The sequence below is a fragment of the Agathobaculum sp. Marseille-P7918 genome (assembly GCF_900625105.1).
In the GTDB taxonomy this organism is placed as follows: Bacteria; Bacillota; Clostridia; order Oscillospirales; family Butyricicoccaceae; genus Agathobaculum.
In genome coordinates, this window is sequence record NZ_UYYD01000007.1 from 91,566 (window position 1) to 111,117 (window position 19,552).

18 protein-coding genes and 1 riboswitch are annotated in these 19,552 nt (G+C 60.0%); of the genes, 3 read left to right on the forward strand and 15 right to left on the reverse strand.

The features are described 5' to 3' along the window. Nucleotides 1–15 precede the first annotated feature (15 nt). The 10 genes from rsxC to EJL02_RS10275 all read right to left on the reverse strand — a co-directional run bounded on the left by rsxC (nt 16) and on the right by EJL02_RS10275 (nt 10,230). A complete protein-coding gene (gene rsxC / locus EJL02_RS10230; RefSeq protein WP_125116309.1) occupies nt 16–1,410 on the reverse strand; it encodes an electron transport complex subunit RsxC in 1,395 nt (464 codons plus the stop codon). Nucleotides 1,411–1,720: 310 nt separating this feature from the next. Continuing rightward, complete coding sequence (locus EJL02_RS10235) at nt 1,721–1,906, reverse strand: hypothetical protein (protein WP_125116310.1); 186 nt, start codon at nt 1,904–1,906, stop codon at nt 1,721–1,723. A gap of 15 nt (nt 1,907–1,921) precedes the next feature. Then, nucleotides 1,922–2,464: a stage V sporulation T C-terminal domain-containing protein gene (locus EJL02_RS10240; RefSeq protein ID WP_125116311.1), complete on the reverse strand. Its 543-nt coding sequence runs from the start codon at nt 2,462–2,464 to the stop codon at nt 1,922–1,924. 115 nt (nt 2,465–2,579) lie between these two features. Then, nucleotides 2,580–3,848, reverse strand: a complete 1,269-nt coding sequence (locus EJL02_RS10245) for a dihydroorotase (RefSeq protein ID WP_125116312.1) — start codon at nt 3,846–3,848, stop codon at nt 2,580–2,582. 300 nt (nt 3,849–4,148) lie between these two features. Next, nucleotides 4,149–5,315, reverse strand: coding sequence for a cation diffusion facilitator family transporter (locus EJL02_RS10250; protein ID WP_125116313.1), 1,167 nt, complete (start codon nt 5,313–5,315; stop codon nt 4,149–4,151). After that, nucleotides 5,312–5,605: a DUF1294 domain-containing protein gene (locus EJL02_RS14200; protein ID WP_164510383.1), complete on the reverse strand. Its 294-nt coding sequence runs from the start codon at nt 5,603–5,605 to the stop codon at nt 5,312–5,314. Before EJL02_RS14200 ends, EJL02_RS10250 begins: the two co-directional genes overlap by 4 nt. Before the next feature lie 277 nt (nt 5,606–5,882). Further along, on the reverse strand, nt 5,883–6,809 hold the full coding sequence (locus EJL02_RS10260) for a zinc dependent phospholipase C family protein (RefSeq protein ID WP_164510384.1): 927 nt from the start codon (nt 6,807–6,809) through the stop codon (nt 5,883–5,885). 74 nt (nt 6,810–6,883) lie between these two features. Beyond that, a complete protein-coding gene (locus EJL02_RS10265; RefSeq protein ID WP_164510385.1) occupies nt 6,884–7,864 on the reverse strand; it encodes a Gfo/Idh/MocA family protein in 981 nt (326 codons plus the stop codon). Between the two features lie 169 nt (nt 7,865–8,033). After that, nucleotides 8,034–8,777 (reverse strand): YebC/PmpR family DNA-binding transcriptional regulator, encoded by a 744-nt coding sequence (locus EJL02_RS10270; RefSeq protein ID WP_125116317.1) that lies wholly within the window; start codon nt 8,775–8,777, stop codon nt 8,034–8,036. A 376-nt stretch (nt 8,778–9,153) separates the two neighbouring features. Then, a complete protein-coding gene (locus EJL02_RS10275) occupies nt 9,154–10,230 on the reverse strand; it encodes a 6-phosphofructokinase (protein WP_125116318.1) in 1,077 nt (358 codons plus the stop codon). A gap of 197 nt (nt 10,231–10,427) precedes the next feature. After that, nucleotides 10,428–10,518: riboswitch (ZMP/ZTP riboswitch) on the forward strand. A 77-nt stretch (nt 10,519–10,595) separates the two neighbouring features. Here EJL02_RS10275 and pflB point away from each other — a divergent pair. Both pflB and pflA read left to right on the forward strand, forming a co-directional pair. Further along, the gene (gene pflB / locus EJL02_RS10280) at nt 10,596–12,824 is read left to right on the forward strand and encodes a formate C-acetyltransferase (protein ID WP_125116319.1); all 2,229 of its coding nucleotides are present in this window, start codon (nt 10,596–10,598) and stop codon (nt 12,822–12,824) included. Between the two features lie 296 nt (nt 12,825–13,120). Next, a complete protein-coding gene (pflA, locus tag EJL02_RS10285) occupies nt 13,121–13,822 on the forward strand; it encodes a pyruvate formate-lyase-activating protein (protein WP_125116320.1) in 702 nt (233 codons plus the stop codon). A 47-nt stretch (nt 13,823–13,869) separates the two neighbouring features. On the opposite strand, the gene EJL02_RS10290 is transcribed toward pflA, so the two are convergent. Further along, nucleotides 13,870–14,427, reverse strand: coding sequence for an inorganic diphosphatase (locus EJL02_RS10290; RefSeq protein WP_125116321.1), 558 nt, complete (start codon nt 14,425–14,427; stop codon nt 13,870–13,872). Between the two features lie 218 nt (nt 14,428–14,645). On the opposite strand from EJL02_RS10290, the gene ppk1 reads away from it, so the two are divergent. Then, nucleotides 14,646–16,775, forward strand: coding sequence for a polyphosphate kinase 1 (gene ppk1 / locus EJL02_RS10295; RefSeq protein ID WP_125116322.1), 2,130 nt, complete (start codon nt 14,646–14,648; stop codon nt 16,773–16,775). A gap of 283 nt (nt 16,776–17,058) precedes the next feature. Here the strand turns inward: ppk1 and EJL02_RS10300 are convergent, their stop codons facing one another. The 4 genes from EJL02_RS10300 to EJL02_RS10315 form a co-directional block, all read right to left on the reverse strand. Beyond that, complete coding sequence (locus EJL02_RS10300; protein WP_125116323.1) at nt 17,059–17,733, reverse strand: N-acetylmuramoyl-L-alanine amidase; 675 nt, start codon at nt 17,731–17,733, stop codon at nt 17,059–17,061. Further along, the gene (locus EJL02_RS10305; protein ID WP_125116324.1) at nt 17,730–18,224 is read right to left on the reverse strand and encodes a phage holin family protein; all 495 of its coding nucleotides are present in this window, start codon (nt 18,222–18,224) and stop codon (nt 17,730–17,732) included. The genes EJL02_RS10300 and EJL02_RS10305 overlap by 4 nt, the downstream gene beginning before the upstream one ends. A gap of 14 nt (nt 18,225–18,238) precedes the next feature. Further along, nucleotides 18,239–19,186 carry an S-layer homology domain-containing protein gene (locus tag EJL02_RS10310; protein ID WP_125116325.1) on the reverse strand — a complete coding sequence of 316 codons (948 nt, stop codon included), beginning with the start codon at nt 19,184–19,186 and terminating at the stop codon, nt 18,239–18,241. Nucleotides 19,187–19,256: 70 nt separating this feature from the next. Then, the coding region (locus EJL02_RS10315; RefSeq protein WP_243114457.1) for a putative ABC transporter permease at nt 19,257–19,552 on the reverse strand (296 nt) is incomplete at its 5' end.

The window sequence follows — 19,552 nt, forward strand, 5'->3', positions numbered from 1 at the left end:
TTTCGTTTCCCCTCCTTACTTTTTCTCGTCGGCAGCGGCCTTTTCCGCCTCAGCCTTTGCCTTTTCGGCTTCCGCCTTGGCCTTTTCCGCCGCACGCTTGGCCTGAATCTTACCCTTGGTCAGGCGGAACTGCGCCACCAGCGGGATACGGGCCGGGCAGACGTATGCGCAGGAACCGCATTCGATGCAGTCCATCACGCCGCACTCGAGTGCGTTGTCCAGATCTTCTTTCTTGCCGTACAGGTTCATGTAGTTCGGCAGCAGATGCATCGGGCAGGCGCCTACGCACTTGCCGCAGCGGATGCACTGCGGATCGGCAACGCGCTTATCCTCTTCGCCGCAGAAAGCGAGGAAAGCGTTGGTGCCCTTGAGCACCGGAACTTCCAGCGAGAACTGCGCCACGCCCATCATCGGGCCGCCGGCGAGCAGCTTGTTCGGAGCTTCCTTGAAGCCGCCGCAGGCGTCGATCAGCTTTTCGATCGGCGTGCCGATGCGCGCTTCGAGGTTCTTCGGTTCCGCAATCGCAGAGCCGGACACCGTGACGACACGGCGGATGACCGGCATGCCGGTCGTGAAGCGGCGGTAAACCGCACCTGCGGTATCCACGTTGAACACCGCGCAGCCAGCGTCCGCCGGCAGCTTGCCCGAGGGAACCTCGCGGCCGGTGCAGGCGTTAATGAGCTGCTTTTCCGCGCCCTGCGGGTACTTGCACTTGAGGGGATAGAGCTTGAGGCGCGGATCGTCCGCGATCAGCTTTTCGATGCCCGGGAAAACGTCGGACTTGTTCTCCTCGATGGCGATGATCGCGTTCTGCACGCCCATGATGTCGGCCAGCATCTTCAGGCCGCCGATCACTTCTTCCGGACGCTCGAGCAGCAGGCGATGGTCGCTCGTTATGTACGGCTCGCATTCCGCCGCGTTGATGATGACCGTGTCGCACTTGCCGATACCGGACTGGATCTTGACATGGGTCGGGAACGTTGCGCCGCCGTGACCGACGATACCGCCGGAACGGATGCACTCGATGCGCTCCTCATTGCTCATCGAAGCAAAATCATACGGATGCACGGACTCGTGCTTGCGATCCTCGCCATCGTTTTCGATCACGATGGACAGAACCTTGCTGCCGTTCTGGTGCAGGCGCGGCTCGATCGCCTTTACCTTACCGGACACGGTTGCATGGACAGGAGCGCTGACAAAGCCGCCGGCTTCCGCGATGGGCTGTCCCAGATCCACGGTATCGCCGACCGAAACAATCGGCTTTGCCGGAGCGCCGATGTGCATGGAAACCGGCAGGATGACCTCATCCGGCAATGCCAGCTTCTCGATCGGCTTGGTGTTTGTCGCGGATTTAAACCCGGGGTCGCTGTGCGTACCCGGGTGAATGCCGCCACGGAACGAATACACCATGTTTTTCACCTCTCTATTTTTTTGCGCAAGAAGAACCTGCGCCGAGGGGGCGCGGCTCCATCTTCATAAGGAAATTGTAAGGCCGTGCCTTGGCGCAGCCTTACAAGATAGATTATACTGTCTCTTATACCAAATAAGCAAGTCCAAAACACAAAAAAATTGACCAAAAAACAAAAAATCTTTGTGTGGCTTGATTATCTGCTGGTGTTTTCTCTACTCCTTTTGTGAACAAACTGTGATTTCCCATCTCTGGGACCTACTTCCAAAAGCATGAAAAAAGCCGGCGCTCGAAAGCGCCGGCCGGCCGGTCTCATTGCTTGTTTTTCGGGTTTTGGCAATACATTTCGGTATATGCCGTTGCCGCGGGATCGCCGCGCGGCGGCTTGTCCTGCGACCAAGGCGGCACGGGCGCGACCGCGGCGGAATCGATATGTGCCGCGTCGTCATATTGCGGGAACGGCTTGGGCTCGCGTTCAGGGGTGTGCTTGTCCTTCATCTGCTCCGCCCTCCTTTATACCGCGACCCGCTTGGCCATGAACTGCGCCGCGGTCTGGCACAGCTTGACCGTCCCCTCGGTGGCAGACGTCCCCTCGTCCTCACTCAGGTACGCCACGCAGCCGGTCACATCCCCTTCGGTGATGATCGGCACCGCCACGACCACATTATATGCGTCGTGGTCGGAGACCGTCAGCTCGGGCGCGTCGTCCACGCCGCGCTCATACACCACGCGCTGCTCCATCAGCTGTTCCAGCTCCGCGGAGATGCGCTTTTCCAAAATGTCCTTTTTCGCGCCGCCCGCCGCGGCAATCACCGCGTCGCGGTCACAGATCGCGCAGCTCATCCCCGCCGTGCGGGCCAGCGCCTCGGCCAGCTCACCCGCCAGCGCTCCCATTTCCCCCATCGGGGAATACTTTTTGAAAATCACCTCACCGTCGCGGTCGGTGAAAATTTCCAGCGGGTCGCCTTCGCGGATCCGCAGCGTGCGGCGGATTTCCTTCGGAATGACGACACGCCCCAAGTCATCGATACGGCGCACAATGCCGGTTGCCTTCATTTACGCGTTCCCTCCCATACGCAATTTCTGGTTGTACAGGTAGTATGACTGGAACGCGGCGCATTATGCAGCCCGCGCTTTGGCAATTTTTAACGCGCGGACGGGCGGTTTTCGGTCAGCGCGCGGTCACACACGCGCCCGTCACGATGGCGCGCGGCGCGCCGGAAAGCGGCATGCCGGTATACGGCGTGTTGATTCCTTTTGATTTATACGTTTTGTAAACCGTCTCGGTATCCCAGTTGAGCAGCACCAGACGGGCAAAATTGCCCTCGGCCACGGCGCGGCCAGTCAGCCCGTAAATCTCCGCGGGCGATTTGCTCATCTTTTCCATCAGCTGCATCGGGGTCAGGTGTCCGGTCTTGACCAGATAGGTGTTGCACACGGAAAACGCGGTTTCCAGCCCCGTGATGCCGCTCGGTGCCTTGGCAAACTCGCGCGCCTTCTCCTCCGCGGTGTGCGGCGCATGGTCGGTGGCGATCATGTCGATCGTGCCGTCGCACAGACCCTCGATCAGCGCCTGCCGGTCGGCCTCGCGGCGCAGCGGCGGGTTCATGCGCGCATAGGTGCCGTGCGCGGGCACGTCGTCCTCGGTCAGGCTCAGGTGGTGCGGCGTGACCTCGGCATAAACACGCGCGCCGAGCGCCTTGCCCGCGCGGATGAGTGCGACCGACTGCCCACAGGAGATATGCTGGAACACCACGCGCGCACCCGTATCCAGCGCAAGCGCGATATCGCGCGCGATCATCGCGGTTTCCGCGCTGGCGCGTGCGCCCGGCACACCGAACTGCTTTGCCGCGGCCGAACCGTAGTTGACGCCGGGCGACGGCACGAGCGACGGCTCCTCCTCGTGGAATGACAGCAGAATGCCGCGCGCGGCAGCCTGCTCCATCGCGGTGCGGCACAGCCCCGCCGAAGTCAGATTGACGCCGTCATCGGTCAGACAGGGCGCGCCGGCGGCCGTCAGCGCGTCAAAATCGGTCAGCTCCTGCCCTTTCAGCCCCTTTGTCACCGCGCCGGCCTGCAGCACCTCAACCGGGCAGTCCTTGGCCTTGTCGGTCACATAGCGAATGATCTCAGGCGTATCGCAGGTCGGCAGTGTGTTGGCCATGCAGATGACGGTCGCGTAGCCGCCCGCGGCGGCCGCCGCCGCACCGGTCAACACGTCCTCTTTCTGGGTCTGGCCGGGATCGCGGAAATGCACATGCCCGTCCACAAAGCCGGGCGAAACCGTCAGCCCGGCCGCATCATATACTTCACAGCCCGCGGGCGCGTCCAGGTGCGGCTGCACCGCAGCGATCACGCCGTCGTCCCCGATGAGCACATCGCGCGGCGCGTCCACGCCGGTATACGGGTCCAGCACCCGGCCGTTTTGAATCAGCAGCATAGGAAAACCCTCCGTTACATATATTGTCCGCCCGTCCGGACGGCAATTCTCTTTCCTTATTGTATCATGCCGCCCCATGCACCGCAAGGCATCCCCTTTTCCCGCGCCGCAAGGCGCATAAAACAAAAAAGAACCGCTAAAAAGCGGTTCTTTTCATCAAAAGCCCGGCTTTGCCGGGCTTTTGATACAAGGAAGAGAAAAAGTTTCGCTTGTCGGAACTTTTTCTCGCGCGGGACGCATCCGCGGCACCGCCGCGGTGCGTCCCTCTTCGACCAAACCTGTACGGTTTGGTCGAGATTTTTACATTTGGTGATCCAGCGTCACCACCGGATTGTACCGCGTGTCGATCTCCTTGAGGCGGTCATAGATCTGCATCATCAGATCGCGCTTGCCCTTCTCGTCATAGGTAAACGGTACGACCACGTCGAAAATCAAATTGATCTGCCGCTCGCCGTCCACCACGCGGAAATCATGCATGGAAAGGTTTTCGTCAATATCGCGCAGCACGCTGTCTACCTGCTCGCGCAGCGCGGCAACATGCTCGTCGTTGACGTCGATCGGGTCCATGTGAATGACCAGATACACGCCCGTGCGCTGCCAAACGCGCTTTTCCGCCTCGTCGATCACCTCATGCACGGCGACGAAGTCGGAATCGCTCGGCACTTCGGCGTGCAGCGACGCCAGCGAGCGGCCCGCGCCGTAGTTGTGTACGATCAGGTCGTGCACGCCCACGATGTAATCCGACTCCCGCACGATCTCTTCGATGTTGTGCGCCACTTCAGGATCGGCAGCCTCGCCCAGCAGCGGCGCGACCGTGTCGCGCACAATACCGATACCGGCCCACAGAATGAACAGCGCCACCAGTACGCCGACATAACCGTCCACCGGCAGGGTGGTAAAGCGGCCCGCGATCATGCCGACGACGACCACCGAAGTGGTGATCACGTCGTTGCGGCTGTCCTGTCCCGCCGCCATCAGCACGGGCGACTCGATCCGGCCGCCAATCGACGAGTTGAACGCGCCCATCCACAGCTTGACCAGCATGGAAACCGCAAGAATCACCAGCAGCACCACCGAAAACGCCACCGGCTCAGGGTGGATGATGCGGTCGAACGAGGTTTTCAGGAACTCAAAGCCCACCAAAACGATGATGAACGCCACGATCAGGCCCGCGATATACTCGGTGCGGCCGTAGCCGAACGGATGCTTGGCGTCCGGCGCCTTGCCGGACACCTTGAAGCCCACGATCGAGATCAGGCAGGACAGGCCGTCGGACAGGTTGTTGAACGCATCCGCCGCGATCGAGATCGAGCCGGTGAGCAGACCAATCACAAGCTTGAGCAGAAACAGAAATACGTTGCATGCAATACCGACCGCGCCGGACAGCACGCCGTACTTTTCGCGCACGCGCGCATCCTTAATATTGTCCGCGTCACGGATGAACCAATGGACCAATGCGTTGGTCATAACAATCCCCTCGAATACAAAATGTTATATATACCGCATATGATTGCGATCTGCAATATCATAATCGCCGGAATCCCCAGCATAAAGCTGCGGTGCAGCGTCTTGTGGCGGATGAGCAGCATGGTCAGATACACCCCTGGCCCGCCGCCGACCAGCGCCCAGAAAAACAGCGTGCGCTCGGGCACGCGGCGCCACCCGCTGCGCGCAGCGAGCTTGTCGTAGATGCAGACGACCGCGCCGATCACGCTGACCGCAATGAAGTAGTATAATACACCCTGCACGTCCGTCATGCCCTCCTCCGGCGAAATTTCCTTATATTGTACCACAGTCTGCGGCAAATCGCAAACCGCAGCGCAAAAAATAGCCGCCGCTAACGCTTTTCCGCGCTCCCGCCGCATATACAATAGAAAAAGCCTGCATTGGCAGGCTTTTTCATAAAATCCGGGGACATGCACCCCGGATTTTATACAAGGAAGAGAAAAAGTTTCGTTTATCGGAACTTTTTCTCGCTTTGGACGCATCCGCGCTTTGCGCGGTGCGTCCTCTTCAATGGAAAGGCGTGCCTTTTCATTGAGGTATTTTTTTCGGGCTTCCGTTGTCAAACGGCTGCTTAAAGTGGCAGTGCAGCTGTAAACCCGAATCGAACTGCGCGGCATACTGCCCGGCCATCGCGGCCGCACCGATGCGTGCCAACCCAAACAGCTCGGGCACGGAATCCGTGCGCGTCTCCTCGGGCGTCCACAGGTTGTGCCAGGGCGTGTGCTGCTCGTTGAGCGCGTCCCACGCCGGGCGCTCGATCTTCATGTGGCCAGTCAGGATGGCGCCGCGCCCCGCCATGCGCTCAAGCCGCTGCGCGCCGCGGTACACCGCGCGGTTTTCCGAATACAGGAAGCTCTCCCACGACAGCATCTCGTCGAACGCACGCCGCAGGTCGCGCACCGGCACATCCTCGCCATACACATTTTCCAGCACCGCGTGCAGCAGCACCGCCAGCACCGCTTTTTCCTCCGCCGGCAGCCGGTAAAAGCCCTCGGGTTTGAACTCGGTCACCGGCGCATGGTACGCCCGCTCGTACACCAGATAGTCGATGTCGCTTTCGATCTGACAGTGCACCGCGGAAGCGCTCAGCTTGGCATCCGCCGAGCAGATCTGCTCCTGCCGGCAGTACACATAGGGGTGAATCTGGCTGTCCAGCGCATAGTGGCACAAAAAGCCGTAAAAATACGCCGCGGCGGCCTCCTGCGCCGCGCCGGTCAGGCAATGTACACCGCGCGCGAGCGCCGTGAACAGTTCGTCGGTCTTTTCCGAATGCATGCGGTTGCCCAGCTTGTGCAGCGGACTGCCGAACAAGATCTTGCGGTAAAACAGCGGGTCAGGGCCTTGACAGCCCCACCGGAAGCTCACCGGATGCTTGCGCACCAGCTCCTGCACGGTCGCCGGGAATACACTGTGCACCTGTTCTCCAAACAGATGATGCGATACAAAATCCGCCATAACCGGACCTCCTCTGTCCCATGGGTCGTTTTTTTCTATTATACACGCTTTGCGTGCGAAGGAAAAGCCCCCGCTCACTCCGCGTCCGGGAATGTGATGCCCGCGTCCTGCCGCGCGCGCTCGAGCAGCGCCGCCATTTCGACGGTTTTCGCCATCCGGCGGCGGCATTCCGCCCGGTCCCCCGCACGGACCAGCGCCGCGATGCCCTGCATCTCCCAGTACCACGCGGTCTCGCCCTGCTGCTCGTCAAAAACCTGCTCGCCCGCGTCTGTCACGACCGTCACGCGCGTGCACATGCTGACCGGGTTTTCCACAAGGATCCTGCCCTTTTCCCCGATGATCTGCGCGCCGTTTTCGCCCTGGCAGTCTTTCGCGCCCGTACACGCGGCGATGCAGCCCGGATATTCCAGCACCGCCACGCCGCCGAGGTCGATGCCGTTTGCGTGCCGCCGCGCGTGGTAGTGCACCGCCTGCGGCATGCCGAACAGGCCGTACACAAAATACAGGTTATACAGGTTGATATCCATGAGCGCGCCGCCCGCGAACGCGGGGTTGAACACATTGGGCGTCTGCCCGGCCTTGAGCGCGTCGTATTTGCTCGAATACTGGCAGAACGAGCACGACACCTGCCGCACCGGCCCGATCGCGGGCAAGGCTTCGCGGATGCGCGCAAAATGCGGCAGGAACAGTGTCGTGATGCCCTCAAACAGGAACAGCCCCTTGTTCTCGGCAAGCGCGGCCAGCTCCTCGGCCTGCGCGCGCGTGGGCGCAAACGGCTTTTCGCAGATCACATGCTTGCCCGCCTCGAGCGCCGCCTTGGTCTGCGCATAGTGCAGACTGTTGGGCGAGGCGACATAAACCCAATCGACCGCCGGGTCGGCCAGCATGTCCTCCAGCGTGGTATACACCTTGCGCACGCCGAACCGCTCGGCCAGCGCGCGGCCGGTCGCTTCCCCACGGGAATAGACCGCCTCATAGGTCACGTCCTGCACGCGCACGGCTTCGGTCATCACCCATGTCACGATATTGCCCGTTCCGATTGTCCCGATGTTCATATACAAACCTCTTTCCTGCCTGGCGGCGTTCCGTTTGCCTTTATCATGGCATACTTTGCCGCCGTGCGCAACGGATTTTTTGTCCCCGCTGCAAAAAAACACAGCCGCCTTTCCCGTTGGGAAAAAGCGGCTGCGCCATTCATCTGATTTTTCCGAAAACGAACGCGGCTTAGCCTTCGTAATCCGCTTCGTTCTCCCAGTTGTGCCAAACGGCCTGTACGTCGTCATTATCCTCGAGGTTGTCGAGCAGCTTGCGCATCTGCGCCATGTCCTCTTCCTTCTCGAGCGTGATATAGTTCTGCGGCACCAGCTCAACCTCAGCCTCGACGAAGGAGTAGCCCAGCGTCTCAAGCGCTTCGCGCACCGCCGAAAAATCCTCCGGCGTGGTGTAGATCTCGAAAGTCTCGTCGTCCGCCTGGAAATCCTCGGCACCGGCTTCGAGCGCCTGCATCATCACGGTGTCCTCGTCCAGATCGCCGCGCTCCATGATGATAACGCCCTTCTTGTCGAACTGCCAGGATACGCAGTTGGTCGCGCCCAGACCCGCGCCGTACTTATCGAACAGGTGGCGCACATCCGCTACCGTGCGGTTCTTGTTATCGGTCAACGTTTCGACAACGACCGCGACGCCGCCGACGCCGTAGCCCTCATAGTTGTTGGCCTCGTAGTTGACCTGGCCGTTCGCGCCCGAATACTTGTCCAGCGTGCGCTTGATGTTGTCGTTGGGCATATTGTTGGCCTTGGCCTTGGCGATGCAGTCGCGCAGGCGGGAGTTGAAGTCCGGGTTGGCCGAACCGCCTTCCTTGATGGCGATCGCCATCTCACGGCCGATCTTGGTGAAAATTTTTGCCTTTTTCGCGTCGTTTGCGCCCTTGCGCTTGGCAATATTATGCCACTTGGAGTGTCCCGACATGGTGGAAAAGTCCCTCTTTCTATCTGAAATGATTTTAATATAACCTCAAAAACGCCATACGGCGCAAACAAATTTTATCAGATTTTTCATGTTTCCGCAATACCCGCATGCATATTTTTCGCATGTTCTGTGCAAACTACGCTCGAAAACTTCAAAAAAGAGGTGATTTCCCATGAGCAAGCAGAACAAGCGTCAGAACCCGTCCACCACCAACCAGTGTCCGAACGGCAGCCAGAACAAGAACCCGAACCCGAACACCCAGAGCAAGAATCCGAACAGCACGCAGGACTGACCCCCTCCGCATTACCGTTCTGATTTTCGCTTCGGCAGACAAAAGGACGTGCCACGGCACGTCCTTTTGCTATATTTTTTCACTTTAGTCGCCCATCGACAGGCCGAGCGCACGCGCGGCGCGCACGACTTCGCCGTCGGGCGGCACGGTCTTAAGCTTGCCGGCCACGTCTTTCAGCGGCACGGGCACGATCTTGTCGTTTTGCAGCGCCACCATATAGCCGTACTTCTTCTGGCGGATCAGTTCGGCCGCCGCCACGCCGAAGCGGCTGGTCAGCAGGCGGTCTGCCGGGCAGGGCGCGCCGCCGCGCTGATAGTGGCCCGGGATCGTGACGCGGATCTCCTGCCCCGTGATCTCCTTGAGCTCGTCCGCAATGCGGTAGGAGATGGACGGATAGGGCATATTTTCGCGCGCGGCCTTGAATTCCTTCTTGCTCATCTTGGCCTCTTCCTGGCTGATCGCGCCTTCCGCGACCGCAAGGATGGAGAACCGCTTGCCGCTCTTGGAGCGTTTCTCGATCGCTTCCGCGATCTTCTTGGCCGAATACGGGATCTCCGGAATGACGATGACGTCCGCACCGGACGCAATGCCGGAATACAGCGTCAGCCAGCCGGCCTTGTGGCCCATGACTTCCACGATGAACACGCGAGAGTGCGAGAACGCGGTCGAGTGGATGGAGTCGATGACCGTCGTGGCGATGTCGATCGCGGACTGGAAGCCGAAGGTCATCTCGGTGCCCCACAGGTCGTTGTCGATCGTCTTGGGCAGCGTAACCACGTTGACCCCGTTCTCACTGAGGAGGTTCGCGGTCTTGTGCGTGCCGTTGCCGCCCAGAATGACCAGGCAGTCAAACCCTTCTTCATTGACGGTTTTGAGCATTTTCTGCAGCTTGGTTTCCTCGCTGTCCTCGGTCGCCTTCTGCATTTCCTTGAACGGCTGGCGGGACGTGCCCAGGATCGTGCCGCCCACGGTCAGGATATCGGAGAAATCCCGCGGGTTCATCTCGTGGTAATCGCCCTCGATCAAACCGCGGTAGCCGTCCCGGATGCCATAGATGGTCACCTTGCTGCCCAGTTCGTTATACAGCGTCTTTGCCACGCCGCGCAGGGCAGAGTTCAGGCCCTGGCAGTCGCCGCCGCTTGTCAGCATGCCAATCTTCATAAGCGCAACCTCCTTTTTATTACCATTATCATACGCCAATTTTTCCGCCTTGTGAAGAGCCTTTCGTCAGCTTTTCCATCCGCGGCGCAATTCATCCGTTTTTGACTTCTGTCGCAGTACGCAGTATTTTCCGCGCGGAATTTTTGTAGGATTCATCAGTTGCATCCCCTATGCTGTTGTGCTATGCTTAATGCAGACAAGTTCCCTGCAACTGACGGACAAGGTGGAGCGCAAACCACCGGGGAGCAGGGAGTTCCGTAAAAAATGCCGACCGTCTGGGCAGTGTCGCACAAGATACGCGATGCTGCCCTTTTTTGTACCCAAAAAAGGGCAGCTGAACCAAAGAAACAGGAGGAATCACTCACATGAACGCATGGAACACCTTCATCGGCGGCGATTGGCAGACTGAAATCAACGTCCGCGACTTCATCCAGAAAAACTACACCCCTTACGAGGGCGACGGCGCGTTCCTCGCGCCCGCAACCGCCCGCACGACCGCGATGCGCGAAAAGTTTGACGCGCTGCTCGCCGAAGAGCGCGAGAAGGGCGGCGTGCGCAATGTCGATACCGAGACTGTCATCACGATCACGGCATTCGACCCGGGCTACCTCGACAAGGACAACGAGATCATCGTCGGCCTGCAGACCGACGAGCCCCTCAAACGCGCCTGCAACCCGTTCGGCGGCATGCGCATGGTGCGCGAAGCCTGCAAGGCCTACGGCTACGAGGTTTCCCCCAAGATCGAAGAGGAGTTCAAATACCACAAGACGCATAACGACGGCGTGTTCTCGGCCTACACCAAGGACGTGCGCGAGGCGCGTCACGTCGGCCTGCTGACCGGCCTGCCGGACGCTTACGGCCGCGGCCGCATCATCGGCGACTACCGCCGCGTCGCGCTCTACGGCGTCAACCGCCTGATCGAAGAGAAGCAGCGCGACAAGGACGCGCTGGGCGAAGTGCCGACGACCGAAAAGGAGATCCGCACCGCCGAGGAGCTGAACGACCAGATCACCGCCCTGGGGGACATGATCAAGATGGCCGCTTCCTACGGCTTTGACATCACCCGCCCGGCGGAAAACGCCAAGGAAGCCGTGCAGTGGCTGTACTTCGGCTACCTCGCGGGCATCAAGGAGCAGAACGGCGCGGCGATGAGCCTGGGCCGCACCTCCACCTTCCTCGATATCTACTTCGAGCGCGACCTCAAGGCCGGCATCCTGACCGAGTCCGAGGCGCAGGAGATCATGGACGATTTCGTGCTGCATCTGCGCATGGCGCGCCATCTGCGCACCCCGGAGTACAACGAACTGTTCGGCGGCGACCCGATGTGGATCACCGAGTCGGTCGGCGGCATCGGCGAGGACGGCCGTCCGCTCGTCACCAAGAACAGCTTCCGCGTGCTGCACACGCTGTATAACCTCAACCCGGCGGCCGAGCCCAACCTGACCGTCCTGTGGAGTGAGCAGCTGCCGGAAAACTGGAAGAAGTTCATCGCCAAGGTGTCCATCGACACCGACGCTTTGCAGTACGAGAACGACGACGTCATGCGCCCGTACTACGGCGACGACTACGCGATCGCCTGCTGCGTTTCCGCGATGCGCGTTGGCAAGGACATGCAGTTCTTCGGCGCGCGCGCCAACATCGCAAAGCTGATGATGATGGCCATCAACGGCGGCCGCGACGAGAACAAGTTCGAGCAGGTCGGCCCGGAGATGCCGGTCATGGACGGCGACACGCTCGATTATGACGAGGTTTGCCGCCGCATGGACTTCTACCGTCCGTGGCTGGCCAAGACCTACGTCTCCGCGATGAACACCATCCACTATATGCACGACAAGTACGCCTACGAGAAGAGCCAGATGGCCCTGCACGACACCGAGGTGCGCCGCCTGATGGCGTTCGGCATCGCGGGCATGAGCTGCATGGCGGACTCGCTCTCCGCGATCAAGTACGCCAAGGTGCACCCGATCCGCAACCCGGAGAACGGCATCATCGTGGACTTCACCATCGAAGGCGACTTCCCGAAGTTCGGCAACGACGACGACCGCGTGGACTCCATCGCCTGCGAGCAGGTGGAGAAGTTCTACAACGCGCTGACCCAGTACCCGCTGTACCGCGGCGCGATCCACACCCTGTCCATCCTGACGATCACCTCCAACGTCATGTACGGCAAAAAGACCGGCAACACGCCGGACGGCCGCCGTCATGGCGAGCCGCTCGCCCCGGGTGCAAACCCGATGTCGGGCCGCGACAAGTCGGGCGCGCTGGCCTCGCTCAACTCGGTTGCCAAGCTCAGCTATGACTACTGCCGCGACGGCATTTCCAACACCTTCTCGATCACGCCGGGTGCACTCGGCAAGACCGACGAGGAGCGCGTAAACAATCTGGTTGCCATTATGAGCGGCTACTTTGCGCAGAAGGCGCATCACCTGAACGTCAACGTCATGAACCGCGACACGCTGATCGCTGCTTACGAGCATCCCGAGCAGTACCCCAACCTGACCATCCGTGTGTCGGGCTACGCGGTCAACTTCTACAAGCTCAGCCGTGAGCAGCAGCGCGAGGTCATTTCGCGCACCTTCCACGAAGCGATCTAAAAAATACTTTGCGCGGCGGCGCGGGCGCTTTTCCCCGCTTGGGACGCGCTTTGCCAAAGCGGAAAAAAATGCGGCTGCGCGCCGCAGGCGGGCAAGAGGGAGACAACCTGCGGTTTTCTCCCTCTTGTCAATCCCCCTCTTTCCCGTGAGGGCGCGCTGCGCGCGCAAAGCAGGGCCCCGCTTTGCGGCTGCCACCCAATTGCCAACACAACAGGGAGAGGATGGCTGCCACCCCAGAGGGACAGGCGCTCGTCCCCCTTGTTTCAGAAACACGATTGATGAAAGGTTGTGACAAAATGACCGGACGCATGCATTCCATCCAGTCCCTCGGCGCGGTGGACGGGCCGGGCGTGCGCTGCGTGATTTTCCTGCAAGGCTGCCCGCTGCGCTGTGTCTACTGCCACAACCCGGACACCTGGGATGCGTCGGGCGGCGAGGAGATCGACACCGATGAACTCGTGCGCCGCGTGCTGCGCTACCAGCCGTACTGGAAAAACGGCGGCGGCGTGACCGTTTCAGGCGGCGAGCCGCTGCTGCAAGCCGCGTTTGTCGAAGAGTTTTTCGCCAAGCTGCACGAGCACGGCGTGCACACTGCGCTGGACACCTCGGGCACGGGCTGCTCGACCGCCGCGGCCGAGCGCGTGCTGCAGCACACCGATCTGGTGCTGTGCGACCTGAAATTCCTGACGGCGGCGGACTATCGCCGCTACTGCCGCGCCGAGCTTTCGCAGGTCGAGCGCTTTTTGCAGCTGACCGCGATGAAAGGCGTGGCGCTCTGGGTGCGGCATGTGGTCGTGCCCGGCCTGACCGACAGCCTCGAGCATCTGCGGCTGGTCAAGGCGCGCGCCGAGCGCTATCCCAACCTGCAAAAGATTGAATTTCTCCCCTTCCACAAGCTGTGCATCGAAAAGTACGACCGGATGGGGATCGACTTCCCGCTGCGTGATACGCCCGCGATGAACGAGGCGTGGCTCAAGCAGCTGCTGGAAAAACTGTAAACAAAAAAGCGGAGGAACGTTTCCTCCGCTTTTTCTTTTGTCCTGCGTCAGCCTTCTTCTTTTTCCGGCCGCCGGCCGCAGAAATGCACCTCATACCGGCGCATGCAGTCCTTGATGACTTCGATCGCCTTGTCCCGGTTGAGCGCGTCTGAAGTGGTCGTATGCTTGTGTTCCAGGCCCTTGTAGACCTCAAAAAAGTGCGTGATCTCGTTGCCGTAATGCGGCGGCAGCTCGTCCATATCGTGATAGAAGTTCCAAGTCGGCTCTTCAAACGGGATCGCGATGATCTTGTCGTCGATCTCGTCCTCATCGATCATACGGATAACGCCGATCGGATAGCAGTCCACTTCGACCAGCGGATCGAGCGACTCGGTGCACAGCACGAGCACATCGAGCGGATCGCCGTCGTCCGCGTAAGTACGGGGGATAAAGCCGTAATTTGCCGGGTAATGCGTCGAGGTATACAGAATGCGGTCCAGCCGCAGCAGGCCGGTGCGCTTGTCCAGTTCGTACTTTTTCTTGCTGCCCGCCGGAATCTCGATGACCGCCGTAAAGCGCTCCGGCGTAATGCAGCGCGGATCAATCTCGTGCCAGATGTTTCTCATGCCGTTTTCTGCTCCTTTCTCTTTCTGATTCCAGTATAACAGACCGTTTGACGCCGCGCAAGGCTGCATCCGCAGTAAAAAAACCGCTCTTTTTACATGCTTTTTACACAAAATGGATTGTCCCGACGCAAAAAAGCAGTATAATAGTAGTATACTGACTGATAGTATGGCCGCTTTGCGTTTGCAGCGGCCGCAATAAAAACAGGGGGATGTCTTGCATGACACAGGCAATCTGGGAACAGGGCTATACGCAAAACCGTGAACTGTCATGGCTGCAGTTCAATGCGCGTGTGTTGGCCGAAGCGGAGGATGACGCCGTGCCGCTTCTGGAACGGTGCAAGTTCCTTTCGATTTTCACCAGCAATCTGGATGAATTCTTTATGATCCGCGTGGGCAGCCTGTGCGATATGGCCGCGGTGGACAAGGAGCATGTGGACAACAAGTCCGGCATGACTGCCAAAGAGCAGCTGCACCGCATCTACGCCGCGGTCGAGCCGCTGTATGCGCGCCGCGACGAAGCCTTCGCCGACGTGGACGCGCGGCTGTGCGCGGAAGGGCTGCGGCGCCTGTCCGTGCGCGATCTGGAGCCCGCGGAACAGAAATACATCAAGCAATATTTCAAAAATGTGATCGCACCGGTGCTCAGCCCGCAGATCGTGGATGCGCACCATCCCTTCCCGCATCTGGAAGGCAAGGTGCTGCATATCGCGGCCCTGCTCGGCCACAAAAAGAGCGAACGCCTCGGCCTGCTGCCCGTGCCGGCTTCGCTGCCCGCGCTGGTGTTCCTGCCGGGCGAGGAAAAACGCTATGTCCCGATCGAGGACATCCTGCTCGAATACACCGGCCATGTGTTTGAAATGTACGACGTGCTGGAAAAAACCGTGTTCTGCGTCACCCGCAACGCGGATATCAACCCGGACGACGAGACTTTCGGCGCCGAGGAAGGCGACTTCCGCAAGAAAATGGAAAAGCTGCTGCGGCAGCGCCGCCGCATGGCGGTCGTGCGCGTCGAACTGACCCGCCCGATCAGCGACCACTTCACCGAATACTTCCGCAAGCGCTTTGACGTGTCGGATGCGCAGATCTTCCTGTCGCGCAAGGCGCCGCTCCAGATGAGCTATGCTTTCTCGCTGGGCGAGCACTTCCCGGATAAGCAGCGCGCCGCACTGTCCGACCCGCCGTTCTCCCCGCAGCAGCCCGCCATGCTGCCCGCGGGACAGAGCCTGCTCAAGACCGCGCTCAAGCGCGATGTCCTGCTGTCCTATCCGTATGAATCCATGGAGCCGTTTTTGCAGATGATCCGCGAGGCCGCCAACGACCCGGCGGTGCTGTCCATCCGCATCACGATCTACCGCCTCGCGCGCAAGGCCAAGCTGGTCGAATACCTTTGCGCCGCGGCGGAAAACGGCAAGGACGTCACCGCGCTGATCGAGCTGCGCGCCCGTTTTGACGAGCAGAACAACATCGACTGGTCCGAGCGCATGGAGGAAGCCGGCTGCAAGATCATCTACGGCTTTGAGGACTACAAGGTGCACTCCAAGATCTGCCTGATCACCCGGCAGGAGCGCGGCACCGTGCGCCACATCACGCAGGTCGGCACCGGCAACTACAATGAAAAAACCGCCACGCAGTACACCGACGTCTCGCTCATCACCTCGGATGAGTCGATCGGCACGGACGCGGGCGCGTTCTTCAACAACATGGCGATGGGCAACCTCGAAGGCCGGTACAACCGCCTGCTGGTCGCGCCGAGCAGCCTGAAAAACAACCTTCTCGCCCTGATGGACGAACAGATCGCCCGCGGCAGCGAAGGATATATGCTGCTCAAGTTCAATTCGCTGACCGATATCGACATCATTCACAAGCTGCGCGACGCGTCCTGCGCGGGCGTGCGCATCGAGATGATCGTGCGCGGTATCTGCTGCCTGCTGCCCGGCATCAAGGGGCACACCGAGAACATCACGGTCACCAGCATCGTCGGCCGCTTCCTCGAACATTCGCGCATCTTTGTGTTCGGCCGCGGCACCGAGGAAAAGATGTACATCTCCTCGGCCGATATGATGACCCGCAACACCGAGCGCCGCGTCGAGATCGCCTGCCCGATCGACTCGCCCGAAGTCCGCGCGCGGCTGCATGATATCCTGTATGCGATGCAGCATGACACGGTCAAGGCGCGCGTGCTGCAGCCGGACGGCACCTACTGCAAAAAGCCGCCCGTGCCCGATCCGATCTGCGCGCAGGTGCTGCTCATGCAGCAGGCCATCGAACAGGCCCGTGAGCAGGCCGCGCATCCCGCGCCGCCCGAACCCGGCTGGCGCAAGCTGCTGAATCGTCTGCTGGGCAAATAAAAAACGGAAAACACAAAAAGCGCCGGAAATCCGGCGCTTTTTGTATCGGGAAACAGAAAAGCACCGCATATCTATGACATGCGGTGCTTCTTTTTGGTGGGGTTGGCGGGGCTCGAACCCACGACCTCTCGCGTGTGAGAAACAGCATATATTATTATAAAAATCGACATGGTATCTACAGGTTTTGAAAAGTATAGCAAAACTTATTGCAACATTTTTGCAACGAATCCAACAAAAGCCCCGGCCGGATGGCCGGGGCTTTCCTGTGTCCAAATGGAACACCTTATTGGTGCATTGCCGCGCGGTATGCCACAATCGCGGCCTTGAGCGCCTCGTGACGCATATTGACGTCGTCCGGATTGTCATCCGTGCCGCCGTCGATCGCGCCGCAGTCAAGCATCACGCGCACCACCTGCTGCCAGTAGCCCGGCACATCATCGATGGTCTTGTACAGCGGGTTTACCTTGTTGTACATCGCTTCAAACTCTGCCTGTGTCACTTTATGTTCCTCCTTCTCCTCGTTCATGTAGTCCTGCGCCTCCGCCCATGGGAAGTTCTTGCCCGGGCAGTCGGTACTGTTCACATCTTTGTGTCGGAGCAGAGTCAGCTTGCCGTACCGCCCCATGATATCCCGCAGCAGCGCCTTGAGGCTCGCCAGCTGCGCCGCCGGCATGGTCTCGGTCATGTACGCGCCCTCGCAGCAGATGCCGATCGAGCGGTCGTTGTGCCCGACCGCATGCGCGCCGAGTGCCCACTCCGGCCGGCCGCGGTACACGCTGCCGTCTTTGCGGATGTAATAGTGATAGCCGATTCCCGTCCAACCGTTATTCAGATGCCAGTCGTTGATATCCCACACGGTCGCACTGGACGCCTCCGCGTGGTGCAGGATCACCTCGTCGGTCTTGCTGCGGCGCGTGAAATTGCCGTTTCGCGGCAAGTTGCATTCGATGATCTTCATTCTCCCTTGTCCTCCTCCGTCTTTTCCGGCAGCACCTTGTCCCCTGCCGCATCGACCACACTGTGCGCTGCATTCAGGCCACGCACGACGATCTCCGGCACGTCGTAGCCCAGCACCACCAGATTTTCCACGATGCTTGTCAGCTCATTGAGGATGTATACGCCCAGCGTAAACCAGCCGAGCAGCCGCAGGAAAGAAAGCGGCGCGCCGATCGTCTCACCGAAGTCCACTAGCACCTCGGACACGGCGAACGCCAGCGCGATCACCACCCAATAGCTGACCTTCTTGCAGATGCCGTTTGCCCCTTTGGCACTCGACAGCGTGTCCGTCCGCTTGGCCTTCAGCATGCCATAGGAAAAATCGACGACGTTGAGCGCCAGAAACAGCACGAACACCTGCCAGTGCGCGCCGAACGTCCAGCTGAGCACCGCGACCACCGCCGCACCGATGAGGTTTGCCTTGTCTGCAAACGCGGTGAATAACTGATCCATTTTTATATCTCCTTTCACTTGTCCATATCCCGACGCAGTCTTGCCAACGCGCAGGCCAGCTCGGCACGCGTGACAGGATCATCCGGCCGGAAGCTGCCGTCCGCGTCTCCCTGCATCAGGCCGATCTCCTTGCAATAGTACACATCCTCCCGCGCCCAGTCCGGGATTTTGTCGTCGTCCTTGTACATTGTTTTGTCCTCCCTACTCTGATATGCCCAAATGTCGATTTTCGCCGGGTCAGGAAGGATCGGCGCGCCGTATCCGGCCTTTGTGTCAAACCCTTCTGCGCCGATATCCACCGCGCAGTCCGCCAAAAAGCGGTGCATGCCGTCCTGCGAGAGCGGCCGGCCGGTCACAGCGATTGCCATATCATTGACCAATGCGGCCATACCGCAGAGGCAGGGCGTCGCGCAGCTCGTACCGGAAAACTGATTTATCAGAGTAGGCGCGGCGAAATCGACATGCTCGGAAACGCTCGAAAAATAGGCAGGGCGCATTTCGTTCGTCCCAGCCATCAGATAATAAGCACCCACGCCGAATATGTACTTGCTCTCGGTGATTTTGCTGTATCCCCTTGTGCTGTCGTTACCGATGCCGTAAAAAATACTGCAAAAATCCTTTACCGGCTCAAGCCCCGCATCGACAACGGATACATCGCACCGGTCATCCACGATCTCGGCTGAATACAGCGTATCGACATGCTGCCGGATGATCTCCGGCACGGACTCCTCAATCAGCCTGTGATGCGTCACGCCGTCTATGACGCTGCTGCCGGTGCGCAGCCGGATCACCTTGCGATCAGGCGCGATCAGCCGGAAAACAGCGAGCGTATTTGCCGCATGATCGTCTGAACCATCCAGCACCTCAGTTGTCGCCGTAAGGCCGCGGCTTCCCGTCCATCCGGCAGCATGCCAGGCAGTTACGCCGAGGTGATCTAAAAACCGCTTGTTTTCATCGACCATTTTACATTCCTCCCGACTTTGCGCCCTGTGTGGGCGCTTTTTTCCGTCTTTTGGTCAACCCGGCAAAAGATCACCTCCCCTGCCGGTGCGTCAGCCGCGCCGCCAGCCGGTGCAGCGCGTTTTCCAGCCACACGGCCAGCGCCGAGAGAAAAAACCACGCGACCGCAAACTGCGGGCACACTTGCCCCCAGAGGTTGAGCGGCACGTCGGAATAGTCCCAGACATTCCAGCCAAGCCAGCGGTTGACGATCAGTCCGGTGATCAGCTCGAGCGCGGTCACGAGCATCGCCCCCTCGAGCATTTGCAGCCAGAGCGGCGGGTGATCCTGCCACTCGTCGAGCAGGCCGATCAGGACGAAGCACACTC

What these genes read in the sequence shown, in the direction of transcription:
- pflA (WP_125116320.1), top strand. Translation starts at nt 13,121, where the DNA reads ATGACCGGACGCATGCATTCCATCCAGTCCCTCGGCGCGGTGGACGGG.
- EJL02_RS10250 (WP_125116313.1), bottom strand. Translation starts at nt 5,315, where the DNA reads ATGACCAACGCATTGGTCCATTGGTTCATCCGTGACGCGGACAATATT.
- EJL02_RS10305 (WP_125116324.1), bottom strand. Translation starts at nt 18,224, where the DNA reads ATGGATCAGTTATTCACCGCGTTTGCAGACAAGGCAAACCTCATCGGT.
- EJL02_RS10310 (WP_125116325.1), bottom strand. Translation starts at nt 19,186, where the DNA reads ATGGTCGATGAAAACAAGCGGTTTTTAGATCACCTCGGCGTAACTGCC.
- EJL02_RS10300 (WP_125116323.1), bottom strand. Translation starts at nt 17,733, where the DNA reads ATGAAGATCATCGAATGCAACTTGCCGCGAAACGGCAATTTCACGCGC.
- EJL02_RS10275 (WP_125116318.1), bottom strand. Translation starts at nt 10,230, where the DNA reads ATGAAGATTGGCATGCTGACAAGCGGCGGCGACTGCCAGGGCCTGAAC.
- EJL02_RS14200 (WP_164510383.1), bottom strand. Translation starts at nt 5,605, where the DNA reads ATGACGGACGTGCAGGGTGTATTATACTACTTCATTGCGGTCAGCGTG.
- EJL02_RS10235 (WP_125116310.1), bottom strand. Translation starts at nt 1,906, where the DNA reads ATGAAGGACAAGCACACCCCTGAACGCGAGCCCAAGCCGTTCCCGCAA.
- EJL02_RS10265 (WP_164510385.1), bottom strand. Translation starts at nt 7,864, where the DNA reads ATGAACATCGGGACAATCGGAACGGGCAATATCGTGACATGGGTGATG.
- ppk1 (WP_125116322.1), top strand. Translation starts at nt 14,646, where the DNA reads ATGACACAGGCAATCTGGGAACAGGGCTATACGCAAAACCGTGAACTG.
- pflB (WP_125116319.1), top strand. Translation starts at nt 10,596, where the DNA reads ATGAACGCATGGAACACCTTCATCGGCGGCGATTGGCAGACTGAAATC.
- EJL02_RS10240 (WP_125116311.1), bottom strand. Translation starts at nt 2,464, where the DNA reads ATGAAGGCAACCGGCATTGTGCGCCGTATCGATGACTTGGGGCGTGTC.
- EJL02_RS10290 (WP_125116321.1), bottom strand. Translation starts at nt 14,427, where the DNA reads ATGAGAAACATCTGGCACGAGATTGATCCGCGCTGCATTACGCCGGAG.
- EJL02_RS10245 (WP_125116312.1), bottom strand. Translation starts at nt 3,848, where the DNA reads ATGCTGCTGATTCAAAACGGCCGGGTGCTGGACCCGTATACCGGCGTG.
- rsxC (WP_125116309.1), bottom strand. Translation starts at nt 1,410, where the DNA reads ATGGTGTATTCGTTCCGTGGCGGCATTCACCCGGGTACGCACAGCGAC.
- EJL02_RS10260 (WP_164510384.1), bottom strand. Translation starts at nt 6,809, where the DNA reads ATGGCGGATTTTGTATCGCATCATCTGTTTGGAGAACAGGTGCACAGT.
- EJL02_RS10270 (WP_125116317.1), bottom strand. Translation starts at nt 8,777, where the DNA reads ATGTCGGGACACTCCAAGTGGCATAATATTGCCAAGCGCAAGGGCGCA.